Origin of the sequence: Streptomyces sp. NBC_00557 (genome assembly GCF_036345995.1) — a bacterium.
GTDB lineage: Bacteria > Actinomycetota > Actinomycetes > Streptomycetales > Streptomycetaceae > Streptomyces.
Map to the genome: position 1 here is coordinate 3169570 of NZ_CP107796.1, position 22908 is coordinate 3192477.

A 22908-nucleotide genomic window follows, 5' to 3' on the forward strand; every position below is an offset into this window, starting at 1 on the left:
GTAACCGGACGCGGGCGCCTTCCGCCCATGATCACCCATACGAAGTAACCGCCCAGCTCAGAACACCTCCGACGGCTCATAAGCCCCCCACACCGCGCGGAGCGCCCCGCACACCTCCCCCACCGTCGCACGCCCCCGCAGCGCCTCCTTCATCGGGTACAGGACGTTGTCCTCGCCCTCCGCCGCCTTCCGCAACGCGTCCAGCGCCGCGTCCACCGCCCGCTGGTCCCGCTCGGCCCGGAGCTTCTCCAGCCGCTCCGCCTGCCTCGCCTCGATGGCCGGGTCGACGCGCAGGGGCTCGTAGGGCTCCTCCTCGTCCAGCTGGAAGCGGTTGACCCCGACGACCACCCGCTCGCCGGAGTCGGTCTCCTGGGCGATGCGGTACGCGTTCTTCTCGATCTCGGACTTCTGGAAGCCCCGCTCGATCGCCGCCACCGCGCCGCCCAGGTCCTCCACCCGCCGCATCAGGTCGACGGCCGCCTCCTCGACGTCGTCCGTCATCCGCTCCACCGCGTACGACCCGGCGAAGGGGTCGACCGTCGCCGTCACGTCCGTCTCGTGGGCCAGCACCTGCTGGGTGCGCAGGGCGAGGCGCGCGCTCTTGTCCGTGGGCAGGGCGATCGCCTCGTCGAAGGAGTTGGTGTGCAGGGACTGGGTGCCGCCCAGCACCGCGGCCAGGGCCTGTACGGCGACCCGGACCAGGTTCACCTCCGGCTGCTGGGCCGTCAGCTGGACCCCGGCGGTCTGGGTGTGGAAGCGCAGCATCAGCGACTTCGGGTTCCGCGCGCCGAACTCCTCCCGCATCACCCGGGCCCAGATCCTGCGCGCGGCACGGAACTTGGCGACCTCCTCCAGCAGCGTCGTACGGGCCACGAAGAAGAAGGACAGGCGCGGGGCGAAGTCGTCCACGTCCATGCCCGCCGCCACCGCCGTACGCACGTACTCGATGCCGTCGGCGAGCGTGAACGCGACCTCCTGGACGGGCGAGGCGCCCGCCTCGGCCATGTGGTAGCCGGAGATGGAGATCGTGTTCCACTTCGGGATCTCGGCGGTGCAGTACTTGAAGATGTCCGCCGTCAGCCGCAGGGAGGGCTTCGGCGGGAAGATGTAGGTGCCCCGCGCGATGTACTCCTTCAGCACGTCGTTCTGGATCGTGCCGGTCAGCTGGTCGGCGCGGGCCCCCTGCTCCTCCGCCACCAGCTGGTACAGGAGCAGCAGCAGGGCGGCCGGGGCGTTGATCGTCATCGAGGTCGAGACCTGGTCGAGCGGGATGCCGTCGAACAGCACCCGCATGTCGTCGATCGAGTCGATCGCGACGCCCACCTTGCCGACCTCGCCGTGCGCGAGGGGCGCGTCGGAGTCGTGGCCCATCTGGGTGGGCAGGTCGAAGGCGACCGACAGGCCCGTGGTGCCGTGGGCGATCAGCTGCCGGTAGCGGGCGTTCGACTCGGCCGCCGTGCCGAAGCCGGCGTACTGGCGCATGGTCCACGGGCGGCCCGTGTACATGGTCGGGTAGACCCCTCGGGTGAAGGGGTATGTGCCCGGTTCGCCCAGTTTCCCGGCCGGGTCCCAGCCGTGCAGAGCCTGCGGCCCGTAGACCGGCTCGATGGGCAGTCCCGACTCCGACTCACGCGTCATGGAGGCCTCCGCGGTACGTCCTGTCACCCCTCACCATGCCCCGTCGTTCGGCGGCGGTCACGCTGGGAAGCATCCGGGCATGAGGAAATCGGGAAGGCCCGCCGCCGTGCTCGCCGCGACCGCCGCCCTCGCCGCGCTCTGCGGCTGCACCGTGCAGCCCGCGGGCGCCGACGGGAAACCCCCGGCGCCCGTGCGCGCCCCGACGCCGGCCCGCGGCTCGACCGGGGCCCCGGCGAGCCGGCCGGCGGATCCCACCCGGACGGCCCAGCGGCCGCCCGCCGCGCCCGCCTGGGTGCTGTGGGCGCGCGGGGACAGTGGCCCGGGCGTGCGGGAGCTGCAGGCCCGGCTGCGCCAGCTGGACTGGCTGTTCGACGGCCCGACGGGGTCGTACGACGATCTGACCGAGCAGGCGGTCCGCGGCTTCCAGGGCAAGCGCGGACTGCCGCGGACCGGGCGCACCGACACCGTCACCTGGCAGCGGCTGGTCGCCATGACGCACCCGCCGGGGACCTGGGAGCTGTACCTGATGGGCGGTCAGCCCGCGGGCGCGCCCGATCCGCGCTGCATGACCGGGCGCGTCCTGTGCATCGACAAGACGACGCGGACGCTGCGCTGGATGGTCGACGGGCGGACGCTGTCGACGACGGCGGTCCGGTTCGGGGCGCAGTACACGCCGACCCGGGAGGGTGTGTTCCACGTCTACTGGAAGGCGCGCGACTGGGTGTCCACGCTCTACCACTCGCCGATGCCGTACGCGATGTTCTTCAGCGGCGGCCAAGCCGTCCACTACTCCTACGACTTCGCGGCGCGCGGTTACGCGGGGGCCTCGCACGGATGCGTGAACGTGCGGGACGAGACGGTGATCGCCGAGCTGTTCGCTCAGGTGCGGGTGGGCGACAAGGTCGTCGTCCACTGGTGACGCGCCCACGGGCGACGGGGGATTGCGGGGCGCGGGCGGGACCGGGGGAACGTGTCCCGCCCGCGCCAGGTGCACGAGCCGCGGGTACGGGGGGAACCCCGGCTCAGTGCGACGGCCGATGACCAGTCGGCTCACTCAGTACTGCGTACCGGGCTCCAAAAACGTCACACCCCGCGCGGAGAATTTTTCGGGGACGGGGAACGCGCAGGTCAGAGCGCTGTGTAGGTCGGGCTGGGGGTCGGGCCGAGGGTGGTGGTGCGGGCGGGCGCGACCGCGTGGTGGCCCTTGCCGTTGCCCTGACCGCCGCCCTGGCCCTTGCCGCCGCCCTGGCCCTTGCCGTGGCCGTCGCCGCCGTGGCCGGGGTTGCCCTCGTCGTCGCCGCCCTGGCCGTTCTCGCCGCCCTTGCCCTTGTCCTTGCCGTTTCCGTTTCCGCCGCCGCCGTTCGCGGCGCCCTTGTCGCCGCCCGTCGCGTCCTCGCCGGAACCGGCGGTGGCCAGCACGGCCTTGCAGTATCCGCTCACCCGGGAGCTGCCGCCGGCCAGGTTCTCCAGGGCGCGGCGGCGGGCGGAGTCGAGTTCCTTGCCGGCCCTGAGGTCGCGGCAGGCGGCGGTCGCGTCCTTCCACCGGTTGCCGGAGGTGCCGGTGGGGGCGCCGGAGCCCGAGGGGCTGTTCGTACCGGTGCGGTCGTCGGGTCCCGCGGCCTCGCCGGAGCCGCCGCGGCCGGCGCCCGCGCTGCCGCTCGGCGCGCCGGGCCCCGGGGACGTGCCCGGGGTGCCCTGCGGCGAGGCCGGGGACAGCGGGGCGCCGGAGGTGCCGTCGGCGGAGACGGACGCGGCGGGTCCGGGGCGCTCGGGCGCGAACGGCGTGGGCAGGATCCCGGTGCCGGCGGCCATGGCGACCCCGCCGACCGTGCCCACGGCCACCACGGCGGCGAGCGCCAGGCGCACGGGCCGGGCCCAGCGGGGGCGGCGGGCCGGGATTCCGGTACGGGCCGGGCCGCCGATGCGGACGAGGCCCGCGTCGCGGCCGTGGACGCGCGAGCCGGAGGCACGGGCGGCGGTCCGCTCGGCGTCGGCGGCCTCGCGGGCCTTGCGGAACGCGGCCAGGGCGGCCTGCTCACCGGGGAGTTCACCGGGCGCGGGGGCCGCCTCCGCGGACAGCGCGCCGAGCGCAGCGGAGAGACGTTCGGCCTGGTCACGGGCGGAGGCGTCGACGGCTTCCAGCGACTCACCGCGCAGCAGGCGTTCCGCCGTCTCACGGTCCAGCCACTTGTACTGCTCGTCGGCCATCACATGTCCTTCTGCGTCCGCGCACGCGTATCCGTCACAGTTGCGGACGACACCGCGCCGCGGCGCGGTTCTCGCTGGGATGGGAGCGCGCCGAGCACGCCCGCCGATTCCGGATCGTCGCCGAGCAGCTCGGCCAGCCGCTTCAGACCGCGGTGCGCCGCGGTGCGTACGGCGCCGGCGCGTTTGCCGAGGGTCTCGGCGGCGCTCTTGGCGTCGAGGCCGACCACCACGCGCAGGACGACCGCCTCGGCCTGGTCCTGCGGGAGCCGCGCGATGAGGGAGAGGGTCCTGTCGGTGGTCAGGGCCTCGATGGCCTCGCCGGCCGTGTCGGACTCGGCGGGCCGGCCGGTCAGTTCCGTCTCGTCGCCGCCTATGGCCGGGCGGCGGCCGCGCATGCGTATGTGGTCCAGGGCGCGGTTGCGGGCGATCCGCGCGGCCCAGCCGCGGAACCGGTCCGCGTCTCCGCTGAACCGGTCGAGGTCGCGGGCGATCTGCAGCCAGGCCTCCGAGGCCACGTCCTCGGCGTCGGCATCACCGACCAGTGTGCGTACGTATCCGAGCAGCCGTGGATGCACCGCGCGGTACACAGTACGGAACGCGGTCTCGTCCCCGTCCTGTGCCGATCGCACCGCGGCGGTCAGCTCCGCGTCGTCCCCCAGCACCTGACTCCCTTTACGCCTGTTTCCCGGTCGGCGCGAAAGGCACGTTACGGCGTGAAACCGCTCTTCGTCCATGTCCGTAGAAGATGCAACTAACTCGTGACCGGGTACGGATGTGCGCAGGGTGAGGACCGGCGGTGGCCGGGTGTGACAGAAAAGCCACGCACGGCGCTGTAGAAGGTACGGGCCGTGCGCGGCCCGACCGCGCGACGGCCGGGGCCTCTCCTGTGGGGGGTGGCGGCCCCGGCCGTTGCCTTTCCCGGGCTGCGGCCGCTTTCGGCGCCCGGGGTTCGGTCAGCGGCCGTTCGTCGCCTTCGCCTTCGGGGCTCCCGCGGTCGGGGTCGGCTTGGACGTCCCGTTGCTCGTCCCCGAGTTGGCGTTCGACTTGCCCGATTTGCCGATTTTTCCCTGGTTTTGACCGTTTCCGGTTGTGGCGTGCGCCACCGCGGCCGCGCAGTAGGCGGCGACGTTGTTCTCGCCGCCCGCCTCGGCGACGAGCCGCCGCCAGGCCGTCGAGTCCAGCGCGCCGCCCCGCCGCCCGGCCCGCTCGTAGGTACGGCAGTGGGCGACCGTGTCCCGGGCGGTGGCCGGATGGTGCGGGCGCGGGGAGGGCGTGCCGGATCCCCCGCCGCCGGTTCCGGTGGACGCGCCGGGGGCGGCCGGCGGGAGTGAGACGCTCGTCGACGGGCGGGCCGGGCGCGGGGTGTCCGGGTGGCCGCGGTGGCCGGATGCGGCGGAGCCGATCGCGGCGACGGCGACGCCGCCCAGCGTGAGGCTCGCCAGCGTCACCGAGAGCGCGGCCTTCCACGACAGCCGCGCACGCCCCGGCGCCGCGGGCCGCCAGTCGTCCCGGCGCCGGGTGCGGGCGCGGGGCGCCGTCGTCTCGCGGGCGGCGCGGAAGGCGGCCACGGCCCGGCGCTCGGCCTCCGCGTCGACACCGCCGCCGCGCAGGGCCGCACCGAGCCGTGCCTCGAATGCCGGGTCCCCGTGCGTGTGGTCGGGGGCGGAGCGGGCGCCGCCGGGGTGCGCACGCCGGCGTCCCGAGGTTCCGTCGCCGCTGTGCCGTTCACCCATGCTCGTCCCTGTTCTCGTCCGCCGTACCATCGCCGGGACACGGTCTCCTCCCGGCCCTCGTGAAAGGCCCGGCTCCAAGGGCGGCCCCGGCCCGCGCCGGGGCCCCGGGACCGGCGGCTCGCCCGGACCTCGCACAGCCGCCCCACCGGGGATCGTTCGCGCTCCCCGACCCCGTACGGGCCCGGGGGATCATCGCCGCCCCCTATGGATACGGCTCCCACGCGCTGCCGTTCATGCCGGCTCCCCCGGCGTCCGGGGGCCGTCGTCCGTGGCGGACCTGCCGTGCTCCTGCGCCGGGTCCGGGATGCCCAGGTGGCGGGCGAGACGTTTCAGTCCGCGGTGGGCGGCCGTGCGGACGGCGCCGGGGCGTTTGCCGAGGACGCGTGCGGCGGCGGGGCCGTCGAGGCCGACGACCACCCGGAGCAGGACGGCCTCGGCCTGGTCGCGCGGCAGGCTGCGCACCAGCTCCAGCGCCCGTTCGGTGGACAGCGTCTCCAGGGCCTGGTCGTGGGTGCTCAGCGGGCCGGGAACGTTCAGCGCGTCCTGCTCCAGGGGCGCGGCCTGCGGCCGTATCCGCAGGCGGCGCAGGTGGTCCAGGGCCCGGTGCCGGGCGATGGTCGCGGTCCAGCCGCGGAAGCCGGCGCCGTCCCCCTTGAAGCGTCCGAGGTCGCGGGCAATCTCCAGCCAGGCGTCGGAGGCCACGTCCTCGGCGTCGTCGCCGACCAGGCCGCGCAGATAGCCGAGCAGGCCGGGCTGCACCAGCCGGTAGGCCACCGCGAAGGCGGACTCGTCGCCGGCCTGGGCCCGCGCGACGGCCGCGCCCAGCTCCCCGTCGTACGCCTGCCGGCGGCGGGGTTCCCCTCCGTGGCCCAAGAACCGTCCTCGTCCGTACCCAGCCCAGGACCCGTGCCCGCGCGCGCACCGAGTCCACGTCGTGCGACACGGCCGCACGTGCTCCATGTCCCACGATGATCAGCGCCGGGACGCACAGATGTGTCACAGGCGGCGGTCCGCTCCGCCCGGCGGTGCGCACCGGACCAGGGCGCCTGGAAGCGGGCAATCCGCCTTCCTCGTACGCCGGTTGGCGGCCGGCTGAACCGGTCCGGTGATGTTCGGACAGGGCTGTGCGCTGTGTAAGTGGCGCCTGTGACTGGTGGTGCCATCGTGTTCATTGTCTAGGGGTGGGATAAGTGAGTCCTCGCAGGACCCGTGCGTACAAACCGCTGAGTCTGAGGAGACGGGCGTGGCTGACGGCCGGAGCGGTCGTGCTGAGCGGTGCCGGCATCGTCACGTATGCGATGGCGGACCCGGCGGCGCAGTCCGGCGGCAAGGGGCAGAGCCGCAAGGCGGCCGTCCACACGCTGAAGCTCGAGAGCCGCGGCGCGGGCCGTGAGGGACTCGGCCAGAAGGACACGGACCGGTTCAGCGCGTTGCTGCTGACCTGGGACGACGCCCACGCCAAGGCCAAGGGCACGCCCGAGGTGCGCACCCGCGACCGGGCGAGCGGCACGTGGTCCGGCTGGCAGAAGCTGCCCGAGGACCCGTACCAGGCGGACGGCGCGGAGGCCGCGCGCGCCGGCGCCGCGCGGGGTGGCACGGCCTCGCTGTGGACCGGTGACTCCGACGGCGTCCAGGTGCGTCTGGTCAACGCCGACGGCAGCGAGGCGGGCGGCCAGCCGAAGGGCATGGACGTCAGGCTCCTCGACCCCGGCACCGACCCGGCGGGCGGCCCGCAGCCGGCCGCGTTCGCGGCGGACGTCACCCCGACGGCGACCGACTCGGCCTCCGCCCCGGCGACGGACACTCCGGCGCAGACACCGACGCAGACACCGGCGGACACGCCGACGCCGGCCGGCTCCACCTCGGCGTCCACCACCCCGTCCCCGACGGACTCCGCGTCGGCGACCGTCTCCCCCACACCGACCAGCACGGTCCCCGCGCCGCGGCCGTCCACGGTCGCCAAGCCGCCGATCATCACGCAGGCCGAGTGGGGCGCGTCCACGGACTACGACGGCACGCCGAGCTACGGCACGGAGATCAAGGCCGCCGTCATCCACCACACCGGCGTGGACAGCGACAACGCCCTCTCCTGCGCCGACTCCCGCGCCCGGATGCGCACCATCCAGCAGGAGCACTTCTCCCGCGGCTACTACGACATCGGCTACAACTTCGTCGTCGACCGCTGCGGGCAGATCTTCGAGGGCCGCAGCGGCGGGATGGACCTGCCGGTCGTCGGCGCGCACGACATCGGCTTCAACACGAACACGGTCGGCATCTCCTACATCGGCAACTACATGACCGCCCAGCCCTCGCGGGCCGCGCTGGACTCGATCGCGCGGATCGTGGCGTGGAAGTTCGGGATGTACGGCATCGACCCGACCGGCAAGGTGACGCTGACCTCGGGCAGCCCCAAGGGCCAGGACGGCAACCTGATCCCGCAGGGGCAGCAGATCACGCTGCCGCGGGTCTTCGGCCACCGGGACACCAACTCCACGCTGTGCCCCGGCGACAGCCTCTACAAGAAGCTGTCCCTGATCGCGACGCTCGCGAAGACGCCCGGCGTCTCGCACGCCCTGCCGACCTCGGACGTCGACCGCGACGGCCTGCCCGACCTGGTCGCCGGCACCCCGAAGGCCAACTCGGTGACGGTCGTGCCGGGCGGCGTGAACGGCCCGGTCACGGCCAGGAAGATCACCCTCACCCAGAACAGCCCGGGCGTGCCCGGCTCCAGCGAGAGCGGTGACGGCTTCGGCGCCGCGACCGCCTGGGGCGACGTCAACGGCGACGGCTACGCCGACCTCGCGATCGGCTCCCCCGGCGAGGACGACACCAGCGGCCACGCCGACCGGGGCTCGGTCACCGTCATGTACGGCCCGGCCCTCGACACCGGTTTCTCGTACACCACCTCCGGCAGCGTCACGGCGACCGGAGCCAAGCTGGGCTCGACGGTCGCGGTCGGCGACTTCAACGGCGACGGCAAGGCGGACGTGTTCAGCGCCGGCACGGGCAAGGGGGGCAGCTGGAACGTCCGGCTGACCGGCGGCGCCACCACCTCCGGCACCCTCACCACGGCCACCGGCTCCGTGGCCTACCTCGACGCCGCCACCGGTGACTTCAACCGGGACGGATACACCGATGTCGCCCTCAACTACCGTGACGCGGGCGGGGTTTCGCGGGTGGTCCGGTTCGCTGGCTCGGCGAGCGGACCGGCCAAGCAGGGCGTGCTCAGCGTCAAGGGCGGCCGCTCGATCGCCGCGGCCGACTTCACCCTCGACGGCTACGACGACATCGTCATCGGCCAGCCGTACACCTCGGAGTCCGGCGCCTACAAGGGCGGCCAGGTGACCATGCTGCTCGGCGCCTCCACCGGCTTCACCACCACCGGCATGAAGACGATCGACCAGGACACCAGCGGGGTGCCCGGCGCCGCCGAGGACGGCGACGCCATGGGCTGGTCGGTCTCCGCCGGCGACTACAACGGCGACGGCTACCCCGACGTGCTGGCCGGCGTGCCGAACGAGGACATCACCCGCGACGGCGTGAACCGCGCCAACGCCGGCCAGGTGCTCCTCCTCAAGGGCAGCGCGACCGGGATCACCGGCACCGGCGCGACCGGGATCTCGCAGGACACCTCGGGCGTCCCCGGCTCCACCGAGAGCGGCGACCAGCTCGGTACGGCGGTGTCGCTGACCGACGTGTCCGGGTACGGCCGGGCCGACCTGACGTTCGGCGCGGGCGGTGAGGACGGCGGCGACGGCATCCTCATGTACCTGCCGAGCAACAGCTCCGGCCTCGGCTACGCGCAGACCGCGGTCCTCGGCAGGACGACCCTCGGCACGCCCACCGCCGCGGCCCTCGGCTCGAGCCTGACGCCGTGACGCTCCCGGCCGGGACCCGCCGCGCCGGCGGGTCCCGGCCGCTTCGGCGGGAGCCGGTCGCTTCGGCGGGAGCCGGTCGCTTCGGCGGGGGCCGGTCGGTCAGGTGTCCCGGCCGGTCAGCGGGAGCCGGTCGCGTCACGGCAGAGCAGGCGCAGCGAGCCGTGGCCCTCGTAGGCGCGGCGGGCCTCGTCCAGGGGGTCCCACAGGCGGCCGTCGGGGGTGCGCACCCAGTGGTCGCCGCCGCTCGACCACCACTCGGCGCCGCTCTGGCGGACGATCACCTCGCCCGCGTAGGCGCCGAAGCCGCGCAGCACGCTCTCGACGGCGGCGTACGGCGGTCCCTCGCGGCGTATCTCCTCGATCATCCGGTCGAGCCGCCACAGGCTCTGCGCCGAGTAGTCGAGCCGGATCCGGGCGCCCTCCCGCATCGTCGCCACCACGTCCGCGGCCCACCGCACGGGCTTCGCCGCGGCGTGCGGCCTGGTCTCCTGCTGTGCTGTCACGTACTGGGCTGTCACATAGGGAAAAGCGAGGCGGCCCGCTCAGGCGTCACCGGGATCCCGGGTGTTTCGCCGAACGTGCGGAAGGGCCCCACATCCACCGCATGACAGTCACAGGACTCGCGCACGGCAGGGGGTTTGACCGGCGCGGGCCCGCCGGGGCGCTCAGCCCCCGGTACCCGACTCGTTCCGCTCGCGGCGGGACACCACCGCCCGCAGCACCCGCCGCCCCTCGGTCGACAGGTCCAGCGCGCGGCGCAGGCCCTGCGCCCCGTGCGCGGCCAGCAGTTCCAGCACCGCCGTCTGGCGCCGCAGCTCCGCCGCGACCAGGGGAGGAAGGTCCGCCGTGTCGCCGGCGCGCCCGGCGTCGATGCCGTCCGTAGCGGCGCCCTCCGCCGCGGGGTCGAGCAGCCGGTGGATGCGCAGGGAGGCGACCGAGCAGGCGTCGGCCCACTGCCGTACCGCGTCGGCGGTGCGCTCGGCCGGGGCCGCGTCCAGCATGCGGCGGGCGAGCAGCGCGGCCTCGTTGTCCGGCTCCCCGGCGGGGACCGCGGCGCGCGCCTTCTCGAGGCCCGGCGCCCAGTCGGCGCCGTCGGCGAGGCTCGCCCACAGGGGCCGCAGCACCTCGTCGTCGGCGCCGAGCAGCGGCAGGCACCGATCCAAACAAGCCAGCCCGCCGGCGGCCAGTCCACGTTCGTCGGCCTGTGCGATCAGTTCCACCAGGCTCATGAAATGTCTCCCTCGCCGGGGCGCCGACCGTTACGGAGCCCGCACTTCCCTTTACTGCGTGAGACGGCGCGGGAGTGTCACAGTAGCTTTTCAGCCAAGCCGGTTCGCGAGGTTCCGGAAGCCGGCCCAGGACAGCGGGGGCGTGCCCGGGTACCAGAGCTTCTGCACGGTGGCCCGCAGCGGCATCCGGATGCCGGCCGCGACCTGGGCCTCCGTCCGGGCGTCGGGGACGTCGCACCACACCGCGAACGAACCGCCGAGGATCTGCCCGTCGTACCGTGCCGGGACGGCCGTCGTGCCGCGCAGCACCCGCGGGTTCCACTGCTGGTAGATCCGCTGCCCGGTCGGATAGACGAAGGTCTGCGGCTGGCCGAGGACGTAGTAGAGGAACTCGTCGTTGTAGTTGAGCACCTTGCGGCCCGCGCTCAGGTACTCCTCCGGCTGCCGGGCGCCGATCTCCTTGCCGGTCCAGTACGCGACCTGCAGGTCCTTGGCCGCCTGCACGGACGTACCGCGGTAGAAGCCGTCGTTCCAGGCCCGCATGGTCCTGCCGTGGGCGCGGACGGTGTTCGCGCGGTCGTTGAGCCAGCCGGTGGTGAGGTCGGCGACGGTGCCGCCGGTGCCGTACTTCTGCCGGGCGGCGGCCGCGAGCTGCGGGTAGGAGGCCTGCGGGTCCTTCACCGTGAGCGCCTGGTACTCGTCGCCGCCCAGGTGCCACTGGTTGCCGGTGAACAGGCCCGCGTACTCGTTCAGCAGGTCGTCGACGAGCTTGGCGGAGGCGGGCTTGGAGATGTCGATCGCGCCCTTGGTGACGACCCCGCCGGCGTTGCGCAGCCGCAGGTCGGGGTGGGCGGCGAGGACGGCGCCCAGGTGCCCCGGCGAGTCCAGCTCGGGCACGACGGTGATGTGCCGGCTGTTCGCCAGGGCCACGATCCTCCTGACCTGCGCCTTGGTCAGGTGGTCCGGGGAGACGATCTCGGGGTGGGTGCTGGACTCGATCCGGAACGCCTGGTCGTCGGAGAAGTGCAGCCCCAGCTCGTTGAACTTCAGGTCCCCCAGCTCGCGGATCCGGTCCTCGATCCAGGTCTCGGAGAACGGCTTGCGGGCGATGTCCAGCATGAACCCGCGCACGGGCTTGGCCGGCTCGTCGCGCACGACGCCCTCCGGGGCCGTGCCGCCGCCGTGGACCTCCTGCTTCAGGGTGCGGGTGCCGTAGAAGACGCCGGCCTCGCCGGGCCCGCTGATGTCGACCCGCCCGTCGCGGACGGTCATGGTGTACGACTCCTGGTTCCCGCCGCCGCCGAGCGCGAGCCGCACGTCGCCCGCCCGCACGTCGTCCTTCTCGCCGGCGTAGGTGAGCCCCAGCTCGCCGGCGATCAGCCGGCCCTCGTCGGCCAGCTCGCCGTCGCTGACGACCACCCGGTCCGCCTTCCGCGGCGTCCAGCCGGGTCCGCGGGCCGCCGTGTGGGAGCGCACGGCGGGGATCGTCCGCGGCGCCCGGGACAGCGGATAGGTCCGGGCGGTGCCGGCCGGGGGCGTGGCCGCCGTGCCGGGGGAGGTGCCGGCCACCCGGCCGGACGACGTCCGCGGCGGCGCCGCGCCTCCGTCCGGCCCGCCGCCGCCCGAGGAGGCCCATACGCCGATCCCCGTGCCGAGCGCGACGGTCCCGACGACCGCGGCGGCCACCACCGCCCGCTTCCGCGTCACCTGGTGCGCCGGAGCACGGCGCCTGTGCTGGGTCATCCCGCCAACGTACGACCGGTCCGCCCGTCAACCGTCATCCGCAGACTCCGAAACTCTTCCGTCCGGGTGAATTTCCGGTACCTCAGCGACACACAGTGACCACTCTCGATAACCTGACGACACACATTTCACAGCATCCCCTGCCACGCCACACAGTGACGCGAGGACCCACGCTGGCCGCCCACCGCCTTCCCTCGATCCCCAAGCCCCTCGACGCCTTCAACGCGGCTCCCGCCGACGAGGCCCGCGCGCTCCTGCTGCACTGCCTGCGCAGCCTGCGCTGGGCGCACCGCGTCGCGGACCACCGCCCCTACCCGGACCTGGGCTCCCTGCTCGCCGCGGCGGACGAGGCGGCGTACGACCTGCCGCCGGCGGAGCTGGCGCAGGCCCTGGCGGGCGAGACCCTTCCCGAGCTGCCGGCGGACGCCTACTCGGCCGCCCACATGGCGCTGAGCGCGGCCCACGCGGCCTACGAGGCCCGGTTCGGGCACGCGTTCGTCATCTATCTGGGCGATGCCCCGCCGGGCGAGTGCCTGGACCGGATCCTGGAGGCCATCCGGTCACGATTGGCGAACGATCCCGACGAGGAGCGGGTCATAGCGGCCGACGAGCTGCGCCGCGTGGCGGGGGCGAGGCTGTCGGCCTCCCTCGGCGGCGCGGTCCCGCACCGCCGCTCCCCCATCCGGTGCCAATTTGATCACACCAGGTAGGCCCCCCGTAAAGCACGGCGCGGGGCCTCGCTACGATGCTGGGGGCCGGTGGACCGTACCCGGCCGGGCCCGACCGACACCGAAGCCGGCGCGGCCCTAGTCCCCGCTCCCGGAGGGTTCTTCCGTGCCGGCTGGAACGCTGTACCGCGGCCGGGAAGGAATGTGGTCCTGGGTGGCTCACCGAGTCACCGGCGTCCTCATTTTCTTCTTCCTGTTCGTTCACGTGCTGGACACCGCTCTCGTGCGTGTGTCCCCCGAGGCCTACGACAAGGTCGTGGCCACGTACAAGACGCCGATCGTCGCGCTGCTGGAGTACGGCCTCGTCGCCGCCATCCTCTTCCACGCGCTCAACGGCCTGCGCGTCATCGCCGTCGACTTCTGGTCGAAGGGCCCGCGCTACCAGAAGCAGATGTTCTGGGCCGTGATGGGCGTCTGGATCGTGCTGATGCTCGGAGCGATCTACCCGGTCCTCGGCCACGCCGCCCGTGTCCTGTTTGGGAGCTGACGCCGATGTCCACGACTGAAACCCCCGCTTCCGGAGTCGGCCCCGTCGAGGGGACCGCCGGCTACTCCGTCGACAACCCGGCCCCGCTGATCGAGGCGCCGCGCAAGCGCACCAAGAAGTCCCCGAAGTCGACCCGGGGCAACTTCGAGCTGGCGGCGTGGCTGTTCATGCGCCTGTCCGGCATCGTGCTGGTGATCCTGGTCATCGGCCACCTGCTGATCCAGCTCGTGCTGGACGGCGGCGTCTCCAAGATCGGCTTCGCCTTCGTGGCGGGCCGCTGGGCGTCCCCCTGGTGGCAGGTCTGGGACCTGCTGATGCTGTGGCTCGCGATGCTGCACGGCGCCAACGGCCTGCGCACCGTCATCAACGACTACGCCGAGCGGCCGGCGTCCCGCATGTGGCTGAAGGCCCTGCTGTACACCGCCACGGTGTGGACCATCCTGCTGGGCACGCTGGTGATCTTCACCTTCGACCCGAACATCCGCTAGGCACGGGGCTGCGAGAATCATGAAGATCCACAAGTACGACACCGTCATCGTCGGCGCCGGCGGCGCGGGCATGCGCGCCGCCATCGAGGCCACGAAGCGCAGCCGCACCGCCGTGCTGACCAAGCTCTACCCCACCCGCTCCCACACGGGCGCCGCGCAGGGCGGTATGGCCGCCGCGCTCGCCAACGTGGAGGAGGACAACTGGGAGTGGCACACCTTCGACACGGTCAAGGGCGGTGACTACCTGGTCGACCAGGACGCCGCCGAGATCCTGGCGAAGGAGGCCATCGACGCCGTCCTCGACCTGGAGAAGATGGGCCTGCCGTTCAACCGGACCCCGAACGGCACCATCGACCAGCGCCGCTTCGGCGGTCACTCCCGCAACCACGGCGAGGCCCCGGTCCGCCGGTCCTGCTACGCCGCGGACCGCACCGGCCACATGATCCTCCAGACGCTGTACCAGAACTGCGTCAAGGAGGGCGTGGAGTTCTTCAACGAGTTCTACGTCCTGGACCAGCTGATCACCGAGGTCGACGGGGTCAAGCGCTCCGCCGGTGTCGTCGCCTACGAGCTGGCGACCGGCGAGATCCACATCTTCCAGGCGAAGGCCGTCATCTACGCCTCCGGCGGCTGCGGCAAGTTCTTCAAGGTGACCTCCAACGCGCACACCCTCACCGGTGACGGCCAGGCCGCCGTCTACCGCCGGGGTCTGCCGCTCGAGGACATGGAGTTCTTCCAGTTCCACCCGACCGGCATCTGGCGCATGGGCATCCTGCTCACCGAGGGCGCCCGCGGCGAGGGCGGCATCCTGCGCAACAAGGACGGCGAGCGCTTCATGGAGAAGTACGCTCCCGTCATGAAGGACCTGGCGTCCCGCGACGTCGTGTCCCGCTCCATCTACACGGAGATCCGCGAGGGCCGCGGCTGCGGTCCCGAGGGCGACCACGTCTACCTGGACCTGACGCACCTGCCGCCGGAGCAGCTGGACGCCAAGCTCCCGGACATCACCGAGTTCGCGCGGACCTACCTCGGCATCGAGCCGTACACGGACCCGATCCCGATCCAGCCGACCGCGCACTACGCGATGGGCGGCATCCCGACGAACGTCATGGGCGAGGTCCTGGCGGACAACACCACCGTCGTCCCGGGTCTGTACGCGGCCGGCGAGGTCGCCTGCGTCTCGGTGCACGGCGCCAACCGTCTGGGCACCAACTCGCTGCTGGACATCAACGTCTTCGGCCGCCGCGCCGGCATCGCCGCCGCCGAGTACTCGGCGAAGGCGGACTACGCCGACCTGCCCGAGGCGCCGGAGTCCTTCGTCGTCGAGCAGATCGAGCGGCTGCGCACCTCCACCGGCAACGAGCGCGTGGCGAACCTGCGCCGTGAGCTGCAGGAGACCATGGACGCCAACGTCATGGTGTTCCGCACCGAGCAGACGATCAAGACGGCCGTGGAGAAGATCGCCGAGCTCAAGGAGCGCTACAAGAACGTGGCGATCCAGGACAAGGGCAAGCGGTTCAACACGGACCTGCTGGAGGCCATCGAGCTGGGCAACCTGCTGGACCTGGCCGAGGTCATGGCGGTGTCGGCCCTGGCCCGCAAGGAGTCCCGCGGCGGTCACTACCGCGAGGACTACCCGAACCGCGACGACGTCAACTTCATGCGCCACACCATGGCGTACCGCGAGGTCGGCGCCGACGGCTCGGAAACCGTCCGTCTCGACTACAAGCCGGTCGTCCAGACCCGCTACCAGCCGATGGAGCGTAAGTACTGATGGCTACCCCTGTTCTGGACAAGGAAGAGGCGGCCGGCAAGCCCGAGCCCGGTTTCGCCGACTCCCCCTACATCACGGTCACCTTCCGGGTCCGCCGGTTCAACCCGGAGGTCTCGGCGGAGGCGTCCTGGGAAGACTTCCAGCTGGAGATCGACCCGAAGGAGCGTGTCCTCGACGGCCTGCACAAGATCAAGTGGGACATCGACGGCACCCTCACCTTCCGCCGTTCCTGCGCCCACGGCATCTGCGGCTCGGACGCGATGCGGATCAACGGCAAGAACCGCCTCGCCTGCAAGACGCTGATCAAGGACATCAACCCCGAGAAGCCGATCACGATCGAGCCCATCAAGGGCCTGACGGTCCTGAAGGACCTGGTCGTGGACATGGAGCCGTTCTTCCAGGCGTACCGGGACGTGATGCCGTTCCTGGTCACCAGGGACACCAACGAGCCGACGCGCGAGCGGCTGCAGTCCCCCGAGGACCGCGAGCGCTTCGACGACACCACCAAGTGCATCCTGTGCGCCGCGTGCACGTCGTCCTGCCCGGTGTTCTGGAACGACGGCCAGTACTTCGGCCCGGCCGCGATCGTGAACGCGCACCGCTTCATCTTCGACAGCCGTGACGAGGCGGGCGAGCAGCGCCTGGAGATCCTCAACGACCGTGACGGCGTGTGGCGTTGCCGTACGACCTTCAACTGCACGGACGCCTGCCCGCGCGGCATCGAGGTCACCAAGGCGATCCAGGAAGTCAAGCGCGCGCTCATCACGCGCCGTTACTGAGCATCCCGGCCGTTCCCGAGGGCCCCGCTTCCGATCCTCCGGAAGCGGGGCCCTCGGGCGTTTTTGCCCGGTTTTCCATGCCGCCCGGCTCTAATCTGACGACATGTCAGACGAAGCGTCCTACGAGCTGCTCGGCTTCGACAACGTCCTGCTCCCCGTCGGGGACCTCGGGAAGGCCGTCGAGTTCTACGAGCGGGCCGGGTTCCGGGTGGGGTTCCGGTTCGACGAGGGCGGGATCGCGCTGCTGAAGGTCGGTGCGGAGACGCCGGGGATCCTGCTGCGCCTGGAGGAGGAGCTGGGACAGCGCACACCGCCCTGGCCGGCGCCGCGCATCTGGCTGGAGGTGCCGGACGCGCGGGCGGCGGCACGTGAACTGACGGCCGCCGGGATCGAGCCGCTGGACGGGGTGTTCCCGGTGGCCACCGGCTGGACCGTGGAGATCGCCGACCCGTGGGGCAACGTCCTCGGCCTCACGGACTACACCAGGCGCCCGGAGCTGGGCCGCCAGGGCTGAGGGCGGAAGGCCCGCGGGCCACTCGTTAGGCTCGGCACCGTGCCCGCGAAGAACGACGGCCCGAAGGCGGCCGGCTCCCCCAGCAGCAAGTCCGAGCAGACCCGCGCGCTGATCCTCGAGACCGCGATGCGGTTGTTCCAGGAGCGCGGGTACGACAAGACCACCATGCGGGCCATCGCCCAGGAGGCCGGGGTCTCCGTCGGCAACGCCTACTACTACTTCGAGGGCAAGGAACACCTCATCCAGGGCTTCTACGACCGGATCGCCGCCGAGCACCGGGCGGCGGTCCGCGAGGTCCTGGACCGGGAGACCGATCTCGAGGCGCGGCTCGCGGGCGTGCTGACCGTCTGGCTCGACATCGCCCGGCCGTACCACGAGTTCGCCGTGCAGTTCTTCAAGAACGCCGCCGACCCCGACAGCCCGCTCAGCCCCTTCTCGCCGGAGAGCGAGCACGCCCGCGAGCAGGCGATCGCCGTCCACCGGGAGGTGCTGGCCGGGTCCAGGGCGAAGGTCCCGGCCGAACTGAAGGACGTGCTCCCGGAGTTGATGTGGCTGGCGCAGATGGGGCTGGTGCTGTACTGGATCTTCGACCGGACGCCGGGCCGCGAGCGCAGCTACCGGCTGGCCCGGCGCGGGGCCCGGCTGACCGCCCGCGGGGTGGCGCTCGCCCGGTTCCGGGTGCTGCGCCCCCTGGTCCTGGAGATCCACGAGCTGTTCACGGACTTCCTGCCCGGCATGACCAGGGTGCTGCCGGATCCCGGGCGCAGGGGTCGGGAGGGCGAATGATCGCTTTCGGGTGAACGCGCCGGAACGGGACACCTCGGGTTCCGGCTGCCTACGATGATGCTCTCGACACCGGCCCACGGGAGGCACCTGATGTCCGCAGCAGCCGTCGAGCGGCCCCATGGCGAGCGTCCGCTGATCGCAGAGGCCAACCGGCTCATGGAGCGCAACCCGGGCTACCGCGTCGAGATCATCGGAGGCCAGATCCTCGTGTCCCCGCCCCCTGACGGACCACATGGCGATGCCCTGACCGACCTTATGGCGCCTTTCATGGCTGCCGGTCTCCATGGGGCGGAATCGAGGCTCATCCAGGGAATCGGCCTCTGGCTGCCGACGGGGGCCGAGGACTACGCGATCCCCGACCTCTCCCTGGTCGACGCCGATTACCGGGACCACTACGTCGAGAACAACTGCTACGACCCCGTCTGCTTCCGCCTGGTTCTGGAGGTCACGTCCAGCAATTACCGCGCCGACCTTCGCACCAAGGTCGGTGCCTATGCCGAGGCCAAGGTCCCGGTCTACGTCATCGTGGACCGCAAGCATCAGCGCGTGCACGTTCTCACGGACCCCGCCGGGGACACATACGAGAACCACCGTCCCCACGCCCCCGGCGAGACCGTCACCCTGCCCGACTCCCTCGGCGCCAAGGTCAGTCTCGACGTCGAGCACATCCTCAGGGCCGGGCAGAAGAAGGCCGGCTGATCAGATCCAGGTCAGGCGCCACAGGCGGAAGACGCCGGTGCCGTCGTCCAGGTACTGGCCGCCGCCCACGTCCTCGGTGCTGACCACGTACTCCTTGCGCTGCCACAGCGGGATCAGCGGGACGTCCTGGGCGACGTCCGCCTGGATGTCCCGGAAGTCGTTCGCGGCCCGGCTGCGGTCGGCGTACTGCCGGCTGCCCAGGATGAGATGGTCGACCAGCTTGTTGCTGTACCCGGTGCTCATCGTGGAGCCGGTGCCGACGAGAGAGGCGCCGAAGGTGTCGGGGTCGGGGTAGTCGGCCACCCAGCCGACCGCCCACGCGTCCATCTTCCCGGCGGCCCAGCGCTTCTGGAAGTCGGTCCACTCGTAGCCCTGGACGTCCACCTTGAACAGGCCGCCCGTCTCCAGCTGCCGCTTCAGCGCCGCGGCCTCCTCCTTGCCGGCGCCCCGGCCGATGCCGTAGCCGAAGGTGAAGCGCACCGGCAGGCCTACCCCGGCCTGGGTGAGCAGCTCGCGCGCCTTCTTCACGCTCTGCGTCGGATAGTCGTCGAAGAAGGAGGTGGTGTGGCCGGTGATGCCGGTCGGGATGAGCGAGTACAGCGGGTCGACCGTGCCCTTGTAGACCGTGCTGGCCAGCTCCTCGCGGTTGATCAGCCAGGCCATGGCGCGGCGCACCCGTACGTCGTGCAGCGGCGAGTTCGCGCGGGTGTTGAGGTAGAGGTTGCGGGTCTCGGCGCTGTCGGACTCGCTGACGCGGTTGTCGGGGTCGCTGGGGTTGAGCTGGGAGAGCATGTCCGGCGGCAGCGTCCGGGTGGCGACGTCGACCCGCCCGGCCTTCCACGCGGCGTCGAGCTTGGCGGAGTCGGCGTAGTAGCGCAGCTCGACCGGGCGGCCGGTGCCGGTGAGATAGCCCTTGTAGCGGGCGTTCGGCTTCAGGACGGCCTTCTGGTCCTTGGCGTACGACGCCAGCGTGTACGGGCCGGTGCCGTCGACCGTGGTGCTCTTGCGCAGGGCGTCGGCCGGGTAGGCCTCCTTGTCGACGATCGACCCGGCGCCCGTGGCCACCTTCGAGGGGAAGGTGGCGTCCGCGGAGGACAGATGGAAGGTGACGGTCGTCGCGTTGTCGGCGGTCACCGAGGCGAGGTCGGAGAACAGCGACGCCGGGCCGACATCGGAGTTGATCTTCTTGACCCGGTCGAAGGAGTACTTCACGTCCTCGGCCGTCATCGCGCGCCCGCTCGGGAAGGTGACCCCGGAGCGCAGCGTGCACTGGTACGTCCTCAGTCCGCTGCCCTCGAAGGCGCAGCTCTTCGCCGCGTCCGGGACCGGCTCCACGCCGCCCGGCTCGAAGGTCAGCAGCGACTGGAAGACGTTGCTGAACAGGGCCCAGGAACCGGCGTCGTAGGCGCCTGCCGGGTCGAGGTCCGTGACGGCGTCCGTCGTACCGACCGTGATGGTCTTGTTCTTGTCGCTCTGCGACGGCAGCAGTTGCCAGCCGCCGATTCCCACGACCGCGAGCACGAGCAGTGTCACGAGAACGCGCATGCGAACAGATCGCATGGTGGTGCCCTCCCCAGGCCCCTCACAGGCCCTACCCCTGGCCAGCACGAAAGCGCCACTCCCCTAGTGGCGCGGCTCACCTAATCACACCTGTTTCAGCCAGCGGAAGGGCTTTCTGGCCTGATGTGCAAGAACTTACCGAGGCGTTGTTTCCCCCGGGTTTCACAGCGTCTTCACAGGACTGGGGTCGCGTCCTCGCCGGCTCGCGTGCCTGCCGGCCGGCCTCTCCGGGTCGGGCTATGACGTCCGGCGCAGTGCGCGCAGACCGCGCAACCCGATGACCCCGATGACCGTCCCCCATACGAAGGAGACGACCGCCAGCAGCAGATGGACCCAGAAGTACGCGGTCGGGTGACCGTCGTGGAAGGCGAGCCCGCTGCTGTCCTTGACCAGGTTCTTGACGAAAGTGACCCAGATGACCCAGGACCACACCCCGAAGGCGAGCAGGAACCAGGAGACCGGGCGGCTGAGCTTCATGGGAACAGTATCGCCGGTCGCCGGTCGGCTGCGTCTCGGGGATGAGGTGCGTCATGGGACTGCACAGCCCGCAAGGGATACGTTTCCGATCGTGCCCGCCCCGAACAAGACCGGACGGCGATCCTTGCTGATCACCTCGGCCACCCTCCTGTCCCTGTCCGCCACCGCGCCCGTCGCCCTCGCCGCCCCCACCCCGACGGCCACGCCCCCGGCGCACATGTCGACCGTGGGCGGTGCCCGGCTGGGGCAGCCCGGCACCCAGGTCGAACTGGCGCCGGGCGTCCCGGTGCTGCCCAAGGACATCACCGCCCGTTCCTGGATCGTCACCGACGCCGAGTCCGGCCAGGTGCTCGCCTCGCACAACGCGCACTGGGAGCTGCCGCCGGCGAGCACGCTGAAGATGCTGTTCGCCGACACCCTGCTGCCCCGCTTCCCCAAGAACGAGACGCACAAGGTGGCGCCGTCCGACCTCGCGGGCATGGGCGACGGCTCCAGCGTGGTCGGGATAAAGGAGGGCCACACCTACACCGTCCACGATCTGTGGCTCGGGGTCTTCCTGCGCTCGGGCAACGACGCGGTGCACGTGCTGTCGGCGATGAACGGCAATGTGCGGCAGACCGTCGAGGACATGCAGGCCCACGCCGAGGAGCTGCAGGCCAAGGACACGCACGTGGTCTCGCCGGACGGCTACGACGAGCCGGGCCAGGTGTCCTCGGCGTACGACCTGACGCTGTTCGCCCGGTCCGGGCTGCAGAAGAAGGACTTCCGGGACTACTGCTCGACCGTGCGCGCCAGCTTCGGCGGCCGGGAGATCCGGAACACCAACCGGCTGCTGAGCGGCGACACCGACGTGCCCGTCTACCAGGGCATCGCCGGCGTGAAGAACGGCAACACCACCAACGCGGGCGCCACCTTCACCGGCGTCGCCGAGCGGGGCGGCAAGGTGCTGCTCGTCACGGTGATGCACCCCGAGAGGCCCGAGCACAACGAGGTCTACAAGGAGGCGGCCAAGCTGCTCGACTGGGGCTTCCGGGCGGACGGCAAGGTCACTCCGGTGGGCGAGCTGGTGCCGCCGAAGAGCGCCCTGCCGAGCCCGGCTCCCAGCGCCTCCGACGGGAAGTCCGAAGGCAGGGACGGCCCCGGCGCCAGGCCGGTGGCGGGCTCCACCGCGCGGCCCGGCTCCCGGGGCGTCGGCACCGCCGCGGCCATCGCGGGCGGGGCGCTGGTGCTGCTGGCCGGCGCGGTGTTCCTGATCAACCGCCGGTGGCCGCTGCCTGACCTGATGCGCCGCCGCCCGCGTCCGTGACGCCGCCGCCCGCCGGTTGCGCGTCCGCGTTGTCCGTGGCCGTCCAGGCGGCGCAGAACAGGACCAGCTTCGCCGTGAAGTTGAGCCACAGCAGCAGCGCCACGGGGACGCCGAACGCGCCGTACACGCTCTTCGCGGCGACTCCCTGAATGTAGCCGCTGAGCAGCAGTTTCAGCAGTTCGAAGCCGACCGCGCCGAGGAGGGCGGCCACCAGCAGGCGGCGGCGCGGCGGCTCGACCCCGGGCAGCAGGGTCAGGACGTAGAGCAGCACGAGGAAGTCGGCGAGGACGGCGACGGCGAACGCGGCGACCTGCAACAGGACGCTGCCCCAGCCGTACGCGGCCAGGCCGAGCCGGCGGGAGACCACGCCGACGGCGGCCGAGGCGAACATGGACGCGGCGAGCGTGACCAGCAGCGCCCCGCCGAGGCCGAGCAGGATGCCCGCGTCCTTGGCCTTGGCCACCACCGGGTTCTGCTGCTGGTCGGGCAGCTCCCACACCGCGCGCAGGCAGTCCCGCATCTGGGCGACCCAGTTGACGCCGGTGAACAGCAGCACGGCGCCCGCGATGACGCCGACGGTGCCGGCGTTGTCGACGAGCGAGGTGATGTCCAGCCGGCTGGACAGGACGCCGGGGAACTGCTGGGCGATCTTGTGCTCGACCGTCTTCTGCCGGTCGGGACCGAGCGTGGCGGCGCTGACCGCGGCGGCCAGGGTCAGCAGCGGGAACAGGGAGATGAAGCTGACGAACGTCATGGCGGCGGCCAGCCGCGTCCACTTCACCCGGTCGAGCCGCTCGTAGCAGTGCCAGGCGTGCGTCTCCGTCAGCCGGGCGACGAGCGGCCCGATGCCGGGGAGTCTCTTCAGCCAGTCCACGATCCGT

General features: G+C 72.0%; 22 protein-coding genes. 11 read left to right on the forward strand and 11 right to left on the reverse strand.

Annotation, left to right across the window (positions count from 1 at the left end; translation table 11 throughout):
- Nucleotides 1-57: 57 nt before the first annotated feature.
- On the reverse strand, nucleotides 58-1638 hold the full coding sequence (locus OG956_RS13315; protein ID WP_330338191.1) for an acyl-CoA mutase large subunit family protein: 1581 nt from the start codon (nucleotides 1636-1638) through the stop codon (nucleotides 58-60).
- Between the two features lie 79 nt (nucleotides 1639-1717).
- On the opposite strand from OG956_RS13315, the gene OG956_RS13320 reads away from it, so the two are divergent.
- A complete protein-coding gene (locus OG956_RS13320; RefSeq protein WP_330338192.1) occupies nucleotides 1718-2557 on the forward strand; it encodes a L,D-transpeptidase family protein in 840 nt (279 codons plus the stop codon).
- A gap of 209 nt (nucleotides 2558-2766) precedes the next feature.
- Here OG956_RS13320 and OG956_RS13325 read toward each other — a convergent pair whose 3' ends face one another.
- The 4 genes from OG956_RS13325 to OG956_RS13340 form a co-directional block, all read right to left on the reverse strand.
- Nucleotides 2767-3846: a hypothetical protein gene (locus OG956_RS13325; protein WP_330338193.1), complete on the reverse strand. Its 1080-nt coding sequence runs from the start codon at nucleotides 3844-3846 to the stop codon at nucleotides 2767-2769.
- Nucleotides 3846-4508, reverse strand: a complete 663-nt coding sequence (locus OG956_RS13330; protein WP_330338194.1) for an RNA polymerase sigma factor — start codon at nucleotides 4506-4508, stop codon at nucleotides 3846-3848. The genes OG956_RS13325 and OG956_RS13330 overlap by 1 nt, the downstream gene beginning before the upstream one ends.
- Nucleotides 4509-4799: 291 nt before the next feature.
- The gene (locus tag OG956_RS13335) at nucleotides 4800-5579 is read right to left on the reverse strand and encodes a hypothetical protein (protein ID WP_330338195.1); all 780 of its coding nucleotides are present in this window, start codon (nucleotides 5577-5579) and stop codon (nucleotides 4800-4802) included.
- 231 nt (nucleotides 5580-5810) lie between these two features.
- Complete coding sequence (locus OG956_RS13340) at nucleotides 5811-6452, reverse strand: RNA polymerase sigma factor (RefSeq protein WP_330338196.1); 642 nt, start codon at nucleotides 6450-6452, stop codon at nucleotides 5811-5813.
- Between the two features lie 392 nt (nucleotides 6453-6844).
- Between OG956_RS13340 and OG956_RS13345 the strand changes: the two genes are divergently transcribed.
- A complete protein-coding gene (locus tag OG956_RS13345) occupies nucleotides 6845-9457 on the forward strand; it encodes an FG-GAP-like repeat-containing protein (RefSeq protein ID WP_330338197.1) in 2613 nt (870 codons plus the stop codon).
- Between the two features lie 116 nt (nucleotides 9458-9573).
- Here the strand turns inward: OG956_RS13345 and OG956_RS13350 are convergent, their stop codons facing one another.
- From OG956_RS13350 to OG956_RS13360, 3 genes are all read right to left on the reverse strand, one after another.
- Nucleotides 9574-9960 (reverse strand): hypothetical protein, encoded by a 387-nt coding sequence (locus OG956_RS13350; RefSeq protein ID WP_330338198.1) that lies wholly within the window; start codon nucleotides 9958-9960, stop codon nucleotides 9574-9576.
- A 162-nt stretch (nucleotides 9961-10122) separates the two neighbouring features.
- Nucleotides 10123-10686, reverse strand: a complete 564-nt coding sequence (locus OG956_RS13355; RefSeq protein WP_330338199.1) for a hypothetical protein — start codon at nucleotides 10684-10686, stop codon at nucleotides 10123-10125.
- A gap of 90 nt (nucleotides 10687-10776) precedes the next feature.
- Nucleotides 10777-12429: a beta-N-acetylhexosaminidase gene (locus tag OG956_RS13360; protein WP_330338200.1), complete on the reverse strand. Its 1653-nt coding sequence runs from the start codon at nucleotides 12427-12429 to the stop codon at nucleotides 10777-10779.
- Between the two features lie 155 nt (nucleotides 12430-12584).
- Here OG956_RS13360 and OG956_RS13365 point away from each other — a divergent pair, with 155 nt between their 5' ends.
- The 8 genes from OG956_RS13365 (at nucleotide 12585) to OG956_RS13400 (ending at nucleotide 18684) form a co-directional block, all read left to right on the forward strand.
- The gene (locus tag OG956_RS13365; protein WP_330338201.1) at nucleotides 12585-13139 is read left to right on the forward strand and encodes a 2-oxo-4-hydroxy-4-carboxy-5-ureidoimidazoline decarboxylase; all 555 of its coding nucleotides are present in this window, start codon (nucleotides 12585-12587) and stop codon (nucleotides 13137-13139) included.
- A 124-nt stretch (nucleotides 13140-13263) separates the two neighbouring features.
- Entirely contained in the window at nucleotides 13264-13644 is a 381-nt protein-coding gene (gene sdhC / locus OG956_RS13370; protein ID WP_330338202.1) for a succinate dehydrogenase, cytochrome b556 subunit, read from the forward strand.
- Between the two features lie 5 nt (nucleotides 13645-13649).
- On the forward strand, nucleotides 13650-14132 hold the full coding sequence (locus OG956_RS13375) for a succinate dehydrogenase hydrophobic membrane anchor subunit (RefSeq protein ID WP_330338203.1): 483 nt from the start codon (nucleotides 13650-13652) through the stop codon (nucleotides 14130-14132).
- 19 nt (nucleotides 14133-14151) lie between these two features.
- The gene (gene sdhA, locus OG956_RS13380) at nucleotides 14152-15906 is read left to right on the forward strand and encodes a succinate dehydrogenase flavoprotein subunit (RefSeq protein ID WP_330338204.1); all 1755 of its coding nucleotides are present in this window, start codon (nucleotides 14152-14154) and stop codon (nucleotides 15904-15906) included.
- Nucleotides 15906-16685 (forward strand): succinate dehydrogenase iron-sulfur subunit, encoded by a 780-nt coding sequence (locus OG956_RS13385; RefSeq protein WP_330338205.1) that lies wholly within the window; start codon nucleotides 15906-15908, stop codon nucleotides 16683-16685. Before sdhA ends, OG956_RS13385 begins: the two co-directional genes overlap by 1 nt.
- A gap of 103 nt (nucleotides 16686-16788) precedes the next feature.
- Nucleotides 16789-17199, forward strand: a complete 411-nt coding sequence (locus tag OG956_RS13390; protein ID WP_330338206.1) for a VOC family protein — start codon at nucleotides 16789-16791, stop codon at nucleotides 17197-17199.
- 39 nt (nucleotides 17200-17238) lie between these two features.
- Entirely contained in the window at nucleotides 17239-17985 is a 747-nt protein-coding gene (locus OG956_RS13395) for a TetR/AcrR family transcriptional regulator (protein ID WP_330338207.1), read from the forward strand.
- Nucleotides 17986-18075: 90 nt separating this feature from the next.
- Complete coding sequence (locus OG956_RS13400) at nucleotides 18076-18684, forward strand: Uma2 family endonuclease (RefSeq protein WP_330338208.1); 609 nt, start codon at nucleotides 18076-18078, stop codon at nucleotides 18682-18684.
- Here the strand turns inward: OG956_RS13400 and OG956_RS13405 are convergent, their stop codons facing one another.
- Both OG956_RS13405 and OG956_RS13410 read right to left on the reverse strand, forming a co-directional pair.
- Nucleotides 18685-20229 carry an ABC transporter substrate-binding protein gene (locus tag OG956_RS13405; protein WP_330338209.1) on the reverse strand — a complete coding sequence of 515 codons (1545 nt, stop codon included), beginning with the start codon at nucleotides 20227-20229 and terminating at the stop codon, nucleotides 18685-18687.
- 252 nt (nucleotides 20230-20481) lie between these two features.
- Nucleotides 20482-20721 (reverse strand): SCO4848 family membrane protein, encoded by a 240-nt coding sequence (locus tag OG956_RS13410; RefSeq protein ID WP_330338210.1) that lies wholly within the window; start codon nucleotides 20719-20721, stop codon nucleotides 20482-20484.
- A 91-nt stretch (nucleotides 20722-20812) separates the two neighbouring features.
- Between OG956_RS13410 and OG956_RS13415 the strand changes: the two genes are divergently transcribed.
- Nucleotides 20813-22027, forward strand: coding sequence for a D-alanyl-D-alanine carboxypeptidase family protein (locus OG956_RS13415; RefSeq protein WP_330338211.1), 1215 nt, complete (start codon nucleotides 20813-20815; stop codon nucleotides 22025-22027).
- Here OG956_RS13415 and OG956_RS13420 read toward each other — a convergent pair.
- Nucleotides 21975-22901: a YihY/virulence factor BrkB family protein gene (locus OG956_RS13420; protein ID WP_330338212.1), complete on the reverse strand. Its 927-nt coding sequence runs from the start codon at nucleotides 22899-22901 to the stop codon at nucleotides 21975-21977. The genes OG956_RS13415 and OG956_RS13420 overlap by 53 nt on opposite strands.
- Nucleotides 22902-22908 lie beyond the last annotated feature (7 nt).

What these genes read in the sequence shown, in the direction of transcription:
- OG956_RS13315 (WP_330338191.1), bottom strand. Translation starts at nt 1,638, where the DNA reads ATGACGCGTGAGTCGGAGTCGGGACTGCCCATCGAGCCGGTCTACGGG.
- OG956_RS13320 (WP_330338192.1), top strand. Translation starts at nt 1,718, where the DNA reads ATGAGGAAATCGGGAAGGCCCGCCGCCGTGCTCGCCGCGACCGCCGCC.
- OG956_RS13325 (WP_330338193.1), bottom strand. Translation starts at nt 3,846, where the DNA reads ATGGCCGACGAGCAGTACAAGTGGCTGGACCGTGAGACGGCGGAACGC.
- OG956_RS13335 (WP_330338195.1), bottom strand. Translation starts at nt 5,579, where the DNA reads ATGGGTGAACGGCACAGCGGCGACGGAACCTCGGGACGCCGGCGTGCG.
- OG956_RS13355 (WP_330338199.1), bottom strand. Translation starts at nt 10,686, where the DNA reads ATGAGCCTGGTGGAACTGATCGCACAGGCCGACGAACGTGGACTGGCC.
- OG956_RS13360 (WP_330338200.1), bottom strand. Translation starts at nt 12,429, where the DNA reads ATGACCCAGCACAGGCGCCGTGCTCCGGCGCACCAGGTGACGCGGAAG.
- OG956_RS13375 (WP_330338203.1), top strand. Translation starts at nt 13,650, where the DNA reads ATGTCCACGACTGAAACCCCCGCTTCCGGAGTCGGCCCCGTCGAGGGG.
- sdhA (WP_330338204.1), top strand. Translation starts at nt 14,152, where the DNA reads ATGAAGATCCACAAGTACGACACCGTCATCGTCGGCGCCGGCGGCGCG.
- OG956_RS13385 (WP_330338205.1), top strand. Translation starts at nt 15,906, where the DNA reads ATGGCTACCCCTGTTCTGGACAAGGAAGAGGCGGCCGGCAAGCCCGAG.
- OG956_RS13390 (WP_330338206.1), top strand. Translation starts at nt 16,789, where the DNA reads ATGTCAGACGAAGCGTCCTACGAGCTGCTCGGCTTCGACAACGTCCTG.
- OG956_RS13400 (WP_330338208.1), top strand. Translation starts at nt 18,076, where the DNA reads ATGTCCGCAGCAGCCGTCGAGCGGCCCCATGGCGAGCGTCCGCTGATC.
- OG956_RS13405 (WP_330338209.1), bottom strand. Translation starts at nt 20,229, where the DNA reads ATGCGCGTTCTCGTGACACTGCTCGTGCTCGCGGTCGTGGGAATCGGC.
- OG956_RS13410 (WP_330338210.1), bottom strand. Translation starts at nt 20,721, where the DNA reads ATGAAGCTCAGCCGCCCGGTCTCCTGGTTCCTGCTCGCCTTCGGGGTG.